Here is a 12,843-nt window from a genome sequence, read left to right as displayed (position 1 = left end):
ATAATGTAGCACCCTTTATACGGTATGTGCTATTACTCGTTCTTGATTAAAAAAGCGGCAATTCGAAAGGTCTTTGATTTTTCTGTTTTTATAAACCAGAACAGATGCGCTACGGCATCTGTTTGGATATTTTGAAAGCAGTCGTTATGCTTTCCAGGCCGCATCGCCAGGCTGTACCTGTTTATACCATGCCATCAGCGCGGCTGTACTGGGCTCTCCCTCGGCGGGGGCCCAGGTAACGAAATCCTCATCAGCCACCGGTTGATAGCCACCGTGTTTAACTTCAAAAATAACGCCGCCATGATCCAGTGACAGTACGGCATGCCAGGTTCCCGCCTCCATCTCCAGCGCCATACACGCTTCACCTAATACGACGCGACGGGTGACGACGCCCTGGTCGTCAAAATTCAGCACGACAAAACGCCCGCGAAGGGGAAGTAACAGCTCAAAGGTATGCGGATGACGATGAGGGCGAACATAGGTGCCAGGTTCCATCGCGATGGCCAGTCGCTGAACCGGGTCGCTCAGTTCAGGATGAAAGTTACGATGCGCGCGTAAACGCGGGGCGTTAGCCGCCGCTTCACTTTGTTGCGTCAAATCGGAGAGCGTGATTTGTTTCATGATGGTTGCCTGAAAGAGAAGAGGGCCTGTGGAGTAAAGCAGTGGAATTGTAATACGGAATAACATAACCCGTATAAATGAGGGTTCAATCACTGCACATCACCTCTGGAGCATAATAACCTGTGCTGCTAAATTCTCTTTAGCGGCTAAAACGTGACTGACAGGGAAAAGTGGGTGACAGAGCAAATCGATTATCAGATTGAAAAATATAGATTTACAGAGGCGAATGAACCTCCGCGTCTTACCCGTCAGTGGGCCGACGTTTTAAGCGAGTGCAAGGCGATCCAGGCCGGGGCCGAGGCGCGTCTGCGTATTGCCCTGACCAATGTCGATTACGTTACCAGCTTTGAGCTGCCTTTCCGCCTGCTGCTCGTGCGGACACCTCAGTTAATTGCCGGGTTGCGTGATGAACTGCAGCTCAGCCAGAAGAATGTCATTTTTAACGGGAAGCGGTTTGGCTGTGTCTGGAGCGTGAAGTCCGATTTGAGCGATGTACCTGACGTTTTTCAATATCATCTGTCCACACGTATACGGCGAATGGAAGCGACACAATTGACCGCGGAACCTTTTCTGCAGATAGCCAAAGAAATTAAGCCCCCCACGGAACGTCTGAAGCGTGCTCTGTTAAGTGGTCTGGAGGTAACCGCGCTTGATGCGCTGTTCTGGTTTGGGATCCAGCGGATTGCTGCTGAGGTGTCGCGTCTGAGAAAGGCCGGAATGAGAATTACCACTGCGGAAAAACAGGTATTTGATAATCTTACCGGAACCACTCGCCTTGTGCCGGTGTATCGGCGCGCCGATGAGAGCATGGTGTCCCCTGCAGGAATCGAACCTGCAACTAGCCCTTAGGAGGGGCTCGTTATATCCATTTAACTAAGGGGACAAGGCGGCACGAGTATAGCCTCATTTACACTTTGCGTTAAGCTCATCGCCGCCTGACTGCTCAAAGAGTCACCATTCAGGTCGATTTTTTTGCAGATTTATCATCGTTTTCCCGCGCTTTCTGTTCGGCCTTGCGCTTATTAGACATGTCGTTACGGATTTGCGCATGGCTTAACAGTGCAAAGATAAACGTTCCGCCGCAGATATTGCCTGCCAGCGTCGGCAGGGCGAACGGCCAGAAAAAATCGCTCCAGTGAAGCGTACCATTAAAGACCAGATAGAGGATTTCAACGGTTCCGACCACGATGTGCGTGGTGTCAGCCAGCGCTATCAGCCAGGTCATTAATATGATCACGACAATTTTGGCACTGCCCGCGGAAGGAAACATCCACACCATGGTCGCGATTATCCAGCCGGAGATGATGGCATTTGAGAACATTTCGAACGGCGTGTTTTTCATTACGTCCATACCGATTTTCACGAAGGCATCCCGGGTGGGCTCATCGAATATCGGCATATATTCAAATGCCCATGCCGCCACGCCTGTACCGATGATATTCCCCAGCAGCACCACGCTCCATAAACGCATCAGTAAACCGAAATTACCGAGGGTAGGGTTTTGCATCACCGGGAGAACGGCGGTAACGGTGTTTTCAGTAAACAGCTGCTGGCGCGCCATAATGACAATCACAAAGCCAAAGGTGTAGCCGAGATTTTCAAGTAAAAACCCACCGGGTACCCCTTCCAGTTGCACATGGAATATGCCCTTGGCGAGGAGTGAGGCGCCCATCGACAAGCCTGCCGCGATGGCCGACCAAAACAGAGCCATGGCATCACGCTCCATCTCTTTTTCGCCATCCTGTCGGATATGTTCATGGATCGCCATCGCACGGGAAGGAAGGCGATCTTCATTGATTTCTATCTCCTCACCGCGCTCTTTTTCCTCGCTTTCAATTTCAATTTCCTCATTACTCTCGCCAATTTTTTCTTCGCCCACTTCTTTCATAGCCACTCCAACACGATGATCTTTCTATAAAGCGTAGCGGCTTTTAATGAAATGCCCGTGGGGATGCTCTTAAATTGGCGGCAATGGCAACAAAGGCGATACATCTCATTAAAAGACATTATAAAATTGCCAGCGAAACGAATTCTAAAAGCCAGGCTATGCTGAGATCAGAGTGACGGTGGTTACTGCCCGTAATTGTGCTCGTAGACATCGGTAAACGTGCTGTTACAATCACTTGCACGTTTACAGGCGGAGCAACCCATGCTCCGTTACGGATGGCAATCAACGATAGCCATACTGAACAGGGAGATATTTATGAAACTTCGGCTGTCGGCGCTTGCGCTGGGCGCGACGATGCTTGTGGGCTGCGCCAGCTCTGGAGAGCAAACGGGACGCTCCGATCCTCTCGAAGGATTTAACCGCTCAATGTACAGCTTCAACTACAACGTGCTGGACCCGTATGTGGTTCGCCCGGTGGCAGTTGCATGGCGTGATTATGTTCCACAACCTGCGCGTAACGGGTTGAGTAACTTCACCAGTAACCTGGAAGAACCTGCGGTGATGGTGAACTACTTCCTGCAGGGCGATCCGTATCAGGGTATGGTGCACTTTACCCGCTTCTTCCTGAACTCATTGCTGGGGATGGGGGGCTTCATCGATGTTGCCGGTATGGCGAACCCGAAACTTCAGCGTGAGCAACCGCACCGTTTCGGCAGTACGATGGGGCATTATGGCGTGGGTTATGGTCCGTATGTTCATCTGCCATTCTACGGCAGTTTCACGGTACGTGATGACGGCGGCGACATGGTGGATACGCTGTATCCGGTTCTGTCGTGGCTGACCTGGCCGCTGTCGGTAGGAAAATGGACGGTGGAAGGGATCGAGACACGTGCGCAACTGCTTGATTCGGACGGTCTGCTGCGTCAGTCTTCTGACCCGTATATTATGGTCCGCGAAGCTTACTTCCAGAATCACGACTTTATTGCCAATGGCGGCAAGCTGAAGCCGGAAGAGAATCCGAACGCGAAAGCAATCGAGAACGAATTAAAAGATATCGACTCGGAATAAAGATATCGACCCGGAATAAAGAAAAAAGGTGAGCCATGCTCACCTTTTTTAATCCCTGCGCGATTAGAACGCGTAGTTGAAGTTCATGCCATACAGCCAGGCTTTACCTTCAGAAGAGAACTCATACGGCCCCTCCTTAAAGTTAACTTTTTGACCGTGCATGTAAGAGATGCCCGCATCGATAGAAGCATCTTTATTGAAGGCATAGGTTGCACCTGCGCTCAGCCAGAAGCGGTCCTGGTCCGGAATGGAGATGGAACGCTTGTCAGCCGGTACCGGACTATCATCGAAGGCAATACCGGTACGGAATGTCCAGTTGTCATCCATATAGTAGGTGGTACCCAGCGCGATACGGTAGGCATCACGGAAGCTTTCATCTTTATAGAAGAGAGTGTCACCATTGCTGTTGGTCGCTTTCAGCTCCTGGAACTGGCTCCAGCTGGTGTAGGTCAGGCTATAGTGAACCGCCCACTGCGGCGCCACTTTGTTATAACCCGACAGTTCCCACATTTCTGGCAAGTGCAGGCTCAGAGAACCGCCAGTGGTACGGCCGTCGGTGCCCATTGGCAGGCCGAAGCTACCCAGAATCTGGTTATAGGCTGAAGGCAGGCTGCTCTTATAATCGCCATCGAAGTCAATTTTCACTTCGGAACGGTAGGTTAAACCATAGCGGTTATTTTTATCGATTTCATAAAGGATACCGGCGTTCCAGCCAAAGCCCCATTCGTCACCCTTAAGGTAAGCAATCTGGGTATCTGCCGGAATACCTGCAACCTGCTGTGCCAGACCCGGAATCGGTGGCAGAGCGCCTGAGCCAGCAACGACTTTACCCAGGTCACCCGCGTAGCGCTCGATCTTCGCTTTAGCATAAACCGCATCAAAGCCGACGCCGAAGCTCCAGTGGTTGTCCAGACGGTAAGCACCGCTCAGGTTCAGGTTCAGGGTTTCAAGGTCGGTTTTACCGCCATACGCCCCTGCGGCGTAGTTATTATTAAACTCGGTAGCCAGACCGTAGTTAGACGTCACGGAAGCGCCCCAGCCGAACTGGTCATTAATTGGCGCAACGAAGTGGAGGTTTGGCACCCAGGCTGTTGGCGCGATGTTGTCTGCCTTCAGGCTGGCGCCTGTTGGCGAGCGGCCCGAGATATCAACACCCGGATCAACAAAGATTGCACCAGCAGAGAAGGTCGGACGATCGAACATCATGATCAGTGCAGGGTTACGACTCGCGTTGCCCGCATCATCAGCAATTGCGCCTTCCCCGGAATACGCACGGCCAAGGCCAGAGGAAGAAAATTCGTTTAACTGAAAGCCCGCGGACCAGGCGGACGTAGAGACGATTGCCACTGCGACTGCCAGCGCAGTCTTTTTGAACAGGGTTTTCTGGCTCATGACCATAACCTCATTGAGTTATTTTTATTCAATAATTGTTACATACCGTAACAGGAGCGCGAAGTGTAGGGTCTGAGGTATGACATACAAATCAGACCAGTGGCGAGAGTATAGGTCTGACCAGCCAGAATGTTGCAAGTTTGTTTATTAATATTTTCAAACATGTTTCTTGAAACGAGATCTGGTTGGCAAAATTGTGACCATTGCGAATCGTCTGAAAGGGTGATTTTTGTTCTAGATCATTTTTTAGTGTGATATTGGTCACTTATCCGCTTTTGCGCCATTAACGGCTGGAGAGAGCCAGCCCCGGGGCGTAAAATAGCAGCATCGTGTTTATCTCGCGCCTTGCGCGAATACAGAGGAAATTGAGCTATGAGTAAATGCAGTGCTGATGAAACCCCGGTTTGCTGCTGTATGGATGTTGGTACCATCATGGACAACTCCGATTGCACCGCCTCTTACAGCCGTGTATTCAGCAACCGCGCCGAAGCGGAAGAAACCCTGGCCGCGCTGAGCAAACGTGCACGTGAGGTCGAATCCGATCCGTGCGAAATCAAATCCACCTTTACTGACGTGGACGGCGGTGTGAAGCTGGATATCGACTTTGTGTTCGCCTGCGAGGCGGAAACGCTGATTTTCCAGTTGGGTCTGCGCTAACCTCAACGGCGTAATGCCCTCATCCTGGCCCCTCTCTCACAGTAGAGGGTGCACACTAAAACGGTAACCTTCGGGTTACCGTTTTGATTTCATTTTCGCAGAGGCATTTTCTTTTTCTTCTCTGTGCCTTAGCTCGCACTTTTTCGTTTCCCTGATTGGCTGAATGTAAAAAAATGGTTAAGACTGTTATCAGGTCAGACCACTTTATGTTTGAGTAAAAAATTTTACAGGGGAAGGTTATGAGTCAGGCGTTACCGCTTATTACCCGTCAGGGCGATCGCATTGCCATTGTCAGTGGATTACGTACGCCATTTGCACGTCAGGCGACAGCGTTTCATGGCATACCGGCTGTCGATCTGGGGAAAATGGTGGTGGGGGAGATGCTGGCTCGCAGCGAAATTCCGCCTGAGGTCATCGAGCAGCTGGTTTTTGGCCAGGTTGTGCAGATGCCTGAAGCACCCAATATTGCGCGCGAAATCGTCCTCGGTACGGGGATGAACGTCCACACTGATGCTTACAGCGTCAGCCGGGCATGTGCTACCAGTTTCCAGGCGGTGGCTAACGTGGCTGAAAGCCTGATGGCAGGTACCATTCGCGCTGGGATCGCCGGCGGGGCGGACTCCTCTTCGGTTCTGCCGATTGGGGTCAGTAAAAAGCTGGCCCGGATCCTGGTTGACGCCAACAAAGCCCGTACCGTCGGTCAGAAACTCAAACTTTTCTCACGCTTACGCCTGCGTGACCTTATGCCTGTACCGCCCGCAGTGGCGGAGTATTCCACCGGTCTGAGAATGGGCGATACCGCCGAGCAGATGGCAAAAACTTACGGGATCACCCGTGAGCAGCAGGATGCGCTGGCTCATCGCTCACATCAGCTGGCGGCGAAAGCCTGGTCGGAAGGCAAACTGGCTGATGAAGTCATAACGGCGTACATCCCGCCATACCGTGAACCGCTGTCAGAAGATAACAATATTCGCGGCAGTTCGACGATGGCGGATTACGCCAGGCTCCGTCCGGCATTTGACCGCAAACACGGTACCGTCACGGCCGCCAACAGTACTCCGCTGACGGACGGTGCCGCCGCGGTGATCCTGATGACGGAATCCCGTGCCAAAGAGCTGGGCATAAAACCGCTGGGCTACCTGCGCAGCTACGCCTTCACGGCGATTGATGTGTGGCAGGACATGTTGTTAGGGCCGGCGTGGTCCACACCGCTGGCGCTGGAACGCGCGGGACTGACCCTCGCGGATTTAACCCTCATTGATATGCACGAAGCCTTTGCCGCACAAACCCTGGCAAACATACAACTGCTGGCGAGTGAACGTTTCGCGCGCGATGTTCTTGGCCGAGCCCATGCCACTGGCGAAGTGGATCAGAGCAAATTTAACGTCCTGGGTGGTTCCATCGCCTACGGTCATCCATTTGCGGCGACGGGGGCGAGAATGATCACCCAGACATTACATGAGTTACGCCGCCGGGGCGGTGGTTTTGGTCTCGTAACCGCCTGCGCAGCGGGTGGTCTGGGCGCGGCAATGGTTCTGGAGGCTGAATAATGGATATGCCATCTGCATTTAATCTGACGGTACGCCTCGATAACGTCGCCGTTATTACTATCGATGTTCCCAACGAGAAGATGAACACCCTGAAAGCCGAGTTCGGCGTTCAGGTGCGCGCGATGCTAAAGCAGATCCGCGAGAACAAAGCGATTCGCGGCCTGGTGTTTATCTCGGCGAAACCGGACAACTTTATTGCCGGAGCCGATATCAACATGATTGCCCGGGCGCAAAACGCACAGGAAGCCGAAGAGCTGGCGCGTCAGGGGCAACAGGTCATGGCGGAGATCCATGCGCTGTCTATCCCGGTCATCGCGGCGATCCACGGTGCCTGTCTGGGCGGTGGGCTGGAGCTGGCGTTGGCCTGTCACAGCCGCATTTGTACCGACGATGCGAAAACCGTTCTGGGCCTGCCTGAAGTGCAGTTAGGCCTCCTGCCAGGCTCCGGCGGGACGCAGCGTCTGCCGCGTCTGGTTGGGGTCAGCACTGCGCTGGAAATGATATTAACCGGCAAACAACTGCGTGCGCGTCAGGCGCTGAAAGCCGGCCTGGTCGACGAGGTGGTTCCTCACGCCATTTTGCTTGAGGCGGCGGTTGAACTGGCGCTCAAAGGACGGCAGGCAAAACGTCCTCTGCCGGTGCGTGAGCGCGTGCTGGCCGGGCCACTGGGCCGCACACTCCTGTTCAGCATGGCGGGCAAGAAAACCGAACAAAAAACCAAAGGCAACTACCCGGCGGCGAAACGTATCCTTGAGGTTATTGAAGTGGGCTTATCTCAGGGCAGCAGCAGCGGCTATGCCGCAGAAGCAAAAGCCTTTGGTGAGCTGGCGATGACGCCGCAGTCTCAGGCGCTGCGTAACATCTTTTTTGCCAGTACAGAGGTAAAAAAAGACCCCGGCAGCGAGGCGCAACCTGCCCCGCTGCATGCCATTGGCGTACTGGGTGGCGGGCTGATGGGGGGCGGAATATCTTTTGTTACCGCCAGCAAAGGCAAATTGCCTGTACGTATCAAAGACATCAATGCGAAAGGAATCAATCACGCGCTGCAGTACAGCTGGCAGAACCTTGATCAAAAGGTTAAACGCCGCCATATCAAGGCCAATGAGCGTGATAAAACCCTGGCACTGATCTCCGGCACGACAGACTACAGCGGTTTTGCCCATCGCGATCTGGTGATTGAAGCGGTGTTTGAAGACCTGGCGCTTAAGCAGCAGATGGTGGCTGACGTTGAGCAACATTGCGCACCCCATACCATTTTTGCGTCGAACACCTCGTCATTGCCCATTGGCGATATTGCGGCCAGAGCCCAGCGTCCGGAGCAGGTGATTGGCCTGCACTATTTCAGTCCGGTTGAAAAAATGCCGCTGGTGGAGGTTATCCCGCACGCCAGCACCAGCCCGCAAACCGTTGCTACCGTGGTTAAACTGGCCAAAATGCAGGGTAAGACACCGATAGTGGTGGCGGACAAAGCCGGCTTTTATGTTAACCGCATTCTGGCGCCTTATATAAATGAAGCGATGCGGCTGCTGACGGAAGGGGAGAAGATCGAACACGTCGACGAGGCGCTGGTGAAGTTTGGGTTCCCCGTTGGCCCAATCCAACTTTTGGATGAGGTGGGAATTGACACCGGCACTAAAATTATACCTGTGCTGGAAGATGCTTATGGAGATCGTTTTAGCCCGCCTGCAAACATTGTTTCTGCAATTTTGAAGGACGATCGCAAAGGCAGAAAAAATGAACGCGGTTTCTATCTTTACGGCGCGAAAGGGCGTAAAAGCAAGAAACAGGTCGACCCTTCGGTTTATGGGCTTATTCCGACAACCGGTCAGGGAAAACTGTCACCCGTTCAGTGTGCTGAACGGTGTGTGATGATGATGCTTAATGAAGCGGCACGCTGCTTTGGTGAGCAGGTGATTAAAAGCGCGCGCGATGGTGACATCGGTGCGGTATTTGGCATTGGTTTCCCGCCGTTCCTCGGCGGCCCGTTCCGTTACATGGACACTCTCGGTGCGGGTGAAGTGGTTGCAATCCTGCAACGTCTGGCCTCGCAATACGGTCCGCGGTTTACACCGTGTGACGAATTATTGCAGATGGCGGAACGGGGCCAGACATTTTGGCCTTCAAGGGAAACTGTCCTCGTAAGTTGAGGTCAAAAAAGGGTAAATCCTGAAGTGTATGAACCTGTTTTGGCGATTTTGTAAACAGAGATTGACTATACTTACGCCATTGAGGTAAAAAACAGCGTTTCATTCACCGAATGGATCAGGCACAATGCCCGACCATCGGGTTTTCTACCTCGGAGCGGTAATCGCGGGTAGTCAACGCCGGTGATTCTGGTTAACAAAAGCGGTGCAATATGCAAGTTTTTATCATGCGTCACGGCGACGCGGCACTCGATGCCGCCAGTGACTCAGTACGTCCTTTGACCGTCTGTGGCTGCGACGAATCTCGTCTGATGGCGACCTGGCTTAAAGGTCAAAAAGTGGACATCGAACGCGTTCTGGTGAGTCCGTTCCTGCGTGCAGAACAGACGCTGGAAGTGGTGGGGGAGTGTATGAACCTGCCAGCCAGTGTGGATGTTCTCCCGGAACTCACCCCGTGCGGTGATGTCGGCCTTGTCAGCGCTTATCTTCAGGCGCTGTGCAATGAAGGTGTCGCTTCCGCGCTGGTCATTTCCCACCTGCCACTCGTTGGCTATCTGGTATCTGAGCTGTGCCCGGGCGAGACGCCGCCGATGTTCACGACTTCCGCCATTGCCAACGTCGCTCTCGACGAAACGGGCAAAGGGGTCTTCAACTGGCAAATGAGTCCGTGCAATCTGAAGATGGCAAAAGCTATCTGATGTGACGTGCGATATGGCGGGGAGCAGAACATGCCTCCCGCCGTCCTGTCAGGGTAATTCTGGCGGCTGCCACTCTTCTACTTCAATCAACACCAGTAATGCGGCATCTCCGCCGTACTCTTTGGGTGCCTGATGAAACGCCATCACGTGGGGATGCTGAGCCAGCCACAGCGGTGTTTGTTGCTTCAGGATATGTTTGCCGTGGCCGTGCATCACGCAGGCGCAGAAAACATGTTCGCGACGACAGGCGGCAATTAACGCTCCCAGCTCCTGCTTCGCCTGCATCTGCGTCAAACCGTGCAGATCAAGAAACAGCTCGGGCGAGTAATCCCCCCGGCGTAATTTTTTCAGCTCAAAGTGGCTGACATCTTCCCGTACGTACTTCACCGCGCCCTGCGTATTGAGCAGGGGCTGAAATTCATCTGAAAAATAGTGGCTATTATCTGCTTGCTCCTGGAGCAATCGCTTGACCGGGACTTCCGTGATTTTTTTGCGCATCGGACGGTGGACAATGATGTCCTGCTTGATTTGACGCGTCCCGGTCATCAGCTGACGGAAGAGCGCCTGATCCTCCTCGCTAAGGGATGTTTTCTTTTTCATGGGTCATTCTCATCTCGTATTTCCGACAGTGTACCCGACTAAACGCATTTTTTAACCTCAAGCGCGACGCGTCATTGCTGATTTATCGCCGTCTTCATGGCAAACTAGCCGCCGAAAATTATGCGAGCATGCCCTGGAGGAAAGAGTGGATAAAATTTTTGTCGATGAAGCAGTAAATGAGCTGCATACCATACAGGACATGTTGCGCTGGTCGGTTAGCCGCTTCAGCGCCGCCAATATCTGGTACGGGCACGGTACCGATAACCCGTGGGATGAGGCCGTTCAACTGGTACTGCCGTCCCTCTACCTGCCGCTCGATATTCCGGAAGACATGCGTACCGCACGCCTGACCTCCAGCGAAAAGCACCGTATCGTGGAGCGTGTTATCCGCCGCGTTAACGAGCGCATTCCGGTTGCCTATCTGACCAACAAAGCCTGGTTCTGTGGTCACGAGTTCTATGTTGATGAACGCGTTCTGGTGCCGCGCTCGCCGATTGGCGAACTGATCAACAACCACTTTGAAGGCCTGATTAACCATCAGCCAGAGCATATCCTTGATATGTGTACCGGCAGCGGCTGTATCGCGATTGCCTGTGCGTACGCCTTCCCGGAAGCGGAAGTGGATGCCGTGGATATCTCCACCGATGCGCTGGCTGTGACCGAGCACAATATTGAAGAGCACGGTCTGATCCATCACGTTACGCCAATCCGCTCCGATCTGTTCCGCGATCTGCCAACGCTGCAGTACGATCTGATCGTCACCAACCCGCCGTATGTTGATGCGGAAGACATGTCCGATCTGCCAAACGAATATCGCCACGAGCCGGAGCTGGGTCTGGCGTCAGGCTCTGATGGCCTGAAGCTTACCCGTCGCATTCTGGCCTGCGCGCCGGATTATCTGACCGACGACGGTGTTCTGATTTGTGAAGTGGGCAACAGCATGGTACATCTGATAGAGCAGTACCCGGATGTGCCGTTCACCTGGCTCGAGTTCGATAACGGCGGTGACGGCGTCTTTATGCTGACCAAAGCGCAGCTGCTTGACGCGCGCGAATACTTCAGCATTTACAAAGATTAATCCAGCGGGCTTCGGCCCGTTTCACAACGCTCAAACACAAATAACGACATCGGAGCCGTGATGGCAGGAAACAGTATTGGACAATTATTCCGGGTGACCACCTTTGGTGAATCGCACGGGCTGGCACTGGGCTGTATCGTTGACGGCGTACCGCCAGGCATCGAACTGACCGAAGCTGATTTACAGCACGACCTCGACCGTCGTCGTCCGGGGACTTCTCGCTACACCACGCAGCGTCGCGAGCCGGACCAGGTCAAAATTCTTTCCGGCGTTTTCGAAGGCCGCACCACCGGCACCAGCATCGGGCTGCTGATTGAAAATACCGATCAGCGCTCGCAGGATTACGGCGCCATCAAAGATGTGTTCCGTCCTGGACACGCCGATTACACCTACGAACAAAAGTATGGCTTCCGTGATTATCGCGGCGGCGGACGTTCGTCTGCCCGTGAAACCGCGATGCGCGTTGCGGCAGGGGCTATCGCCAAAAAATATCTGCAGCAGAAATTTGGCATTGTGATCCGCGGCTGTCTGACCCAGATGGGCGATATTCCACTGGCTATCAAAGACTGGGATCTGGTCGAGCAAAATCCGTTCTTCTGTGCCGATGCAGATAAGCTGGAAGCGCTGGACGAACTGATGCGTGGCCTGAAAAAAGAGGGCGACTCCATTGGTGCCAAAGTTACCGTCGTGGCTGATGGTGTACCACCAGGCTGGGGTGAACCGGTATTTGACCGTCTGGATGCGGACATCGCTCACGCGCTGATGAGCATCAACGCGGTGAAGGGCGTAGAAATTGGCGACGGTTTTGACGTCGTTGCGCTGCGCGGCAGCCAGAACCGCGACGAAATCACCAAAGACGGTTTCCAGAGCAACCACGCGGGCGGCATCCTCGGCGGTATCAGCAGTGGTCAGCAGATTATTGCCAATATTGCGCTGAAACCGACCTCCAGCATTACCGTGCCAGGCCACACGATTAACCGCTCTGGCGAAGAAGTTGAGATGATCACTAAAGGACGTCACGATCCCTGTGTGGGGATCCGTGCGGTGCCGATCGCAGAAGCGATGCTGGCGATCGTACTGATGGATCACTTCCTGCGCCAGCGCGCGCAGAATGCGGATGTGACGACCACCATTCCACGCTGGTAAA

The 12,843-nt window shown here is 53.6% G+C and carries 12 protein-coding genes and 1 tRNA gene; 8 read left to right on the top strand and 5 right to left on the bottom strand.

The window, feature by feature from the left end; genetic code table 11:
- Nucleotides 1–144: 144 nt before the first annotated feature.
- Nucleotides 145–621, bottom strand: a complete 477-nt coding sequence (locus tag QLG09_RS01455) for a WbuC family cupin fold metalloprotein (protein WP_049022636.1) — start codon at nucleotides 619–621, stop codon at nucleotides 145–147.
- 174 nt (nucleotides 622–795) lie between these two features.
- Here QLG09_RS01455 and QLG09_RS01450 point away from each other — a divergent pair, with 174 nt between their 5' ends.
- Nucleotides 796–1,470: a helix-turn-helix domain-containing protein gene (locus QLG09_RS01450; RefSeq protein WP_071843330.1), complete on the top strand. Its 675-nt coding sequence runs from the start codon at nucleotides 796–798 to the stop codon at nucleotides 1,468–1,470.
- On the opposite strand, the gene QLG09_RS01445 is transcribed toward QLG09_RS01450, so the two are convergent.
- Nucleotides 1,430–1,504: transfer RNA gene (locus tag QLG09_RS01445), tRNA-Arg, on the bottom strand. The genes QLG09_RS01450 and QLG09_RS01445 overlap by 41 nt on opposite strands.
- Before the next feature lie 75 nt (nucleotides 1,505–1,579).
- The gene (locus QLG09_RS01440) at nucleotides 1,580–2,509 is read right to left on the bottom strand and encodes a formate/nitrite transporter family protein (protein ID WP_020883107.1); all 930 of its coding nucleotides are present in this window, start codon (nucleotides 2,507–2,509) and stop codon (nucleotides 1,580–1,582) included.
- A gap of 315 nt (nucleotides 2,510–2,824) precedes the next feature.
- On the opposite strand from QLG09_RS01440, the gene mlaA reads away from it, so the two are divergent.
- Nucleotides 2,825–3,577 (top strand): phospholipid-binding lipoprotein MlaA, encoded by a 753-nt coding sequence (mlaA, locus tag QLG09_RS01435; protein ID WP_020883108.1) that lies wholly within the window; start codon nucleotides 2,825–2,827, stop codon nucleotides 3,575–3,577.
- A gap of 63 nt (nucleotides 3,578–3,640) precedes the next feature.
- Here the strand turns inward: mlaA and fadL are convergent, their stop codons facing one another.
- A complete protein-coding gene (gene fadL, locus QLG09_RS01430; RefSeq protein ID WP_020883109.1) occupies nucleotides 3,641–4,969 on the bottom strand; it encodes a long-chain fatty acid transporter FadL in 1,329 nt (442 codons plus the stop codon).
- A gap of 372 nt (nucleotides 4,970–5,341) precedes the next feature.
- Between fadL and QLG09_RS01425 the strand changes: the two genes are divergently transcribed.
- The 4 genes from QLG09_RS01425 (at nucleotide 5,342) to sixA (ending at nucleotide 10,018) form a co-directional block, all read left to right on the top strand.
- Nucleotides 5,342–5,626 (top strand): YfcZ/YiiS family protein, encoded by a 285-nt coding sequence (locus QLG09_RS01425; RefSeq protein ID WP_014171053.1) that lies wholly within the window; start codon nucleotides 5,342–5,344, stop codon nucleotides 5,624–5,626.
- A 239-nt stretch (nucleotides 5,627–5,865) separates the two neighbouring features.
- Nucleotides 5,866–7,176, top strand: coding sequence for an acetyl-CoA C-acyltransferase FadI (fadI, locus tag QLG09_RS01420; protein WP_049022637.1), 1,311 nt, complete (start codon nucleotides 5,866–5,868; stop codon nucleotides 7,174–7,176).
- Nucleotides 7,176–9,323, top strand: a complete 2,148-nt coding sequence (gene fadJ / locus QLG09_RS01415) for a fatty acid oxidation complex subunit alpha FadJ (protein WP_020883111.1) — start codon at nucleotides 7,176–7,178, stop codon at nucleotides 9,321–9,323. Before fadI ends, fadJ begins: the two co-directional genes overlap by 1 nt.
- A gap of 209 nt (nucleotides 9,324–9,532) precedes the next feature.
- Entirely contained in the window at nucleotides 9,533–10,018 is a 486-nt protein-coding gene (sixA, locus tag QLG09_RS01410; protein ID WP_014171048.1) for a phosphohistidine phosphatase SixA, read from the top strand.
- A 48-nt stretch (nucleotides 10,019–10,066) separates the two neighbouring features.
- Here sixA and smrB read toward each other — a convergent pair whose 3' ends face one another.
- On the bottom strand, nucleotides 10,067–10,618 hold the full coding sequence (gene smrB, locus QLG09_RS01405; RefSeq protein ID WP_014171047.1) for an endonuclease SmrB: 552 nt from the start codon (nucleotides 10,616–10,618) through the stop codon (nucleotides 10,067–10,069).
- A gap of 145 nt (nucleotides 10,619–10,763) precedes the next feature.
- Here smrB and prmB point away from each other — a divergent pair, with 145 nt between their 5' ends.
- Nucleotides 10,764–11,696: a 50S ribosomal protein L3 N(5)-glutamine methyltransferase gene (prmB, locus tag QLG09_RS01400; protein WP_014171046.1), complete on the top strand. Its 933-nt coding sequence runs from the start codon at nucleotides 10,764–10,766 to the stop codon at nucleotides 11,694–11,696.
- Between the two features lie 60 nt (nucleotides 11,697–11,756).
- Nucleotides 11,757–12,842, top strand: coding sequence for a chorismate synthase (gene aroC, locus QLG09_RS01395; RefSeq protein WP_025203566.1), 1,086 nt, complete (start codon nucleotides 11,757–11,759; stop codon nucleotides 12,840–12,842).
- Nucleotide 12,843: the final 1 nt, after the last annotated feature.

It is taken from the genome of Enterobacter sp. V89_11 (assembly GCF_029967775.1).
Classification (GTDB): domain Bacteria; phylum Pseudomonadota; class Gammaproteobacteria; order Enterobacterales; family Enterobacteriaceae; genus Enterobacter; species Enterobacter ludwigii.
The sequence above is the reverse complement of the archived record's forward strand: the minus strand, read 5'-3'. Positions and strand labels throughout refer to the sequence as shown.

Coding starts and splice junctions, on each gene's coding strand:
- QLG09_RS01455 (WP_049022636.1), bottom strand. CDS start 621: ATGAAACAAATCACGCTCTCCGATTTGACGCAACAAAGTGAAGCGGCG.
- QLG09_RS01440 (WP_020883107.1), bottom strand. CDS start 2,509: ATGAAAGAAGTGGGCGAAGAAAAAATTGGCGAGAGTAATGAGGAAATT.
- mlaA (WP_020883108.1), top strand. CDS start 2,825: ATGAAACTTCGGCTGTCGGCGCTTGCGCTGGGCGCGACGATGCTTGTG.
- fadL (WP_020883109.1), bottom strand. CDS start 4,969: ATGAGCCAGAAAACCCTGTTCAAAAAGACTGCGCTGGCAGTCGCAGTG.
- QLG09_RS01425 (WP_014171053.1), top strand. CDS start 5,342: ATGAGTAAATGCAGTGCTGATGAAACCCCGGTTTGCTGCTGTATGGAT.
- fadI (WP_049022637.1), top strand. CDS start 5,866: ATGAGTCAGGCGTTACCGCTTATTACCCGTCAGGGCGATCGCATTGCC.
- fadJ (WP_020883111.1), top strand. CDS start 7,176: ATGGATATGCCATCTGCATTTAATCTGACGGTACGCCTCGATAACGTC.
- sixA (WP_014171048.1), top strand. CDS start 9,533: ATGCAAGTTTTTATCATGCGTCACGGCGACGCGGCACTCGATGCCGCC.
- smrB (WP_014171047.1), bottom strand. CDS start 10,618: ATGAAAAAGAAAACATCCCTTAGCGAGGAGGATCAGGCGCTCTTCCGT.
- aroC (WP_025203566.1), top strand. CDS start 11,757: ATGGCAGGAAACAGTATTGGACAATTATTCCGGGTGACCACCTTTGGT.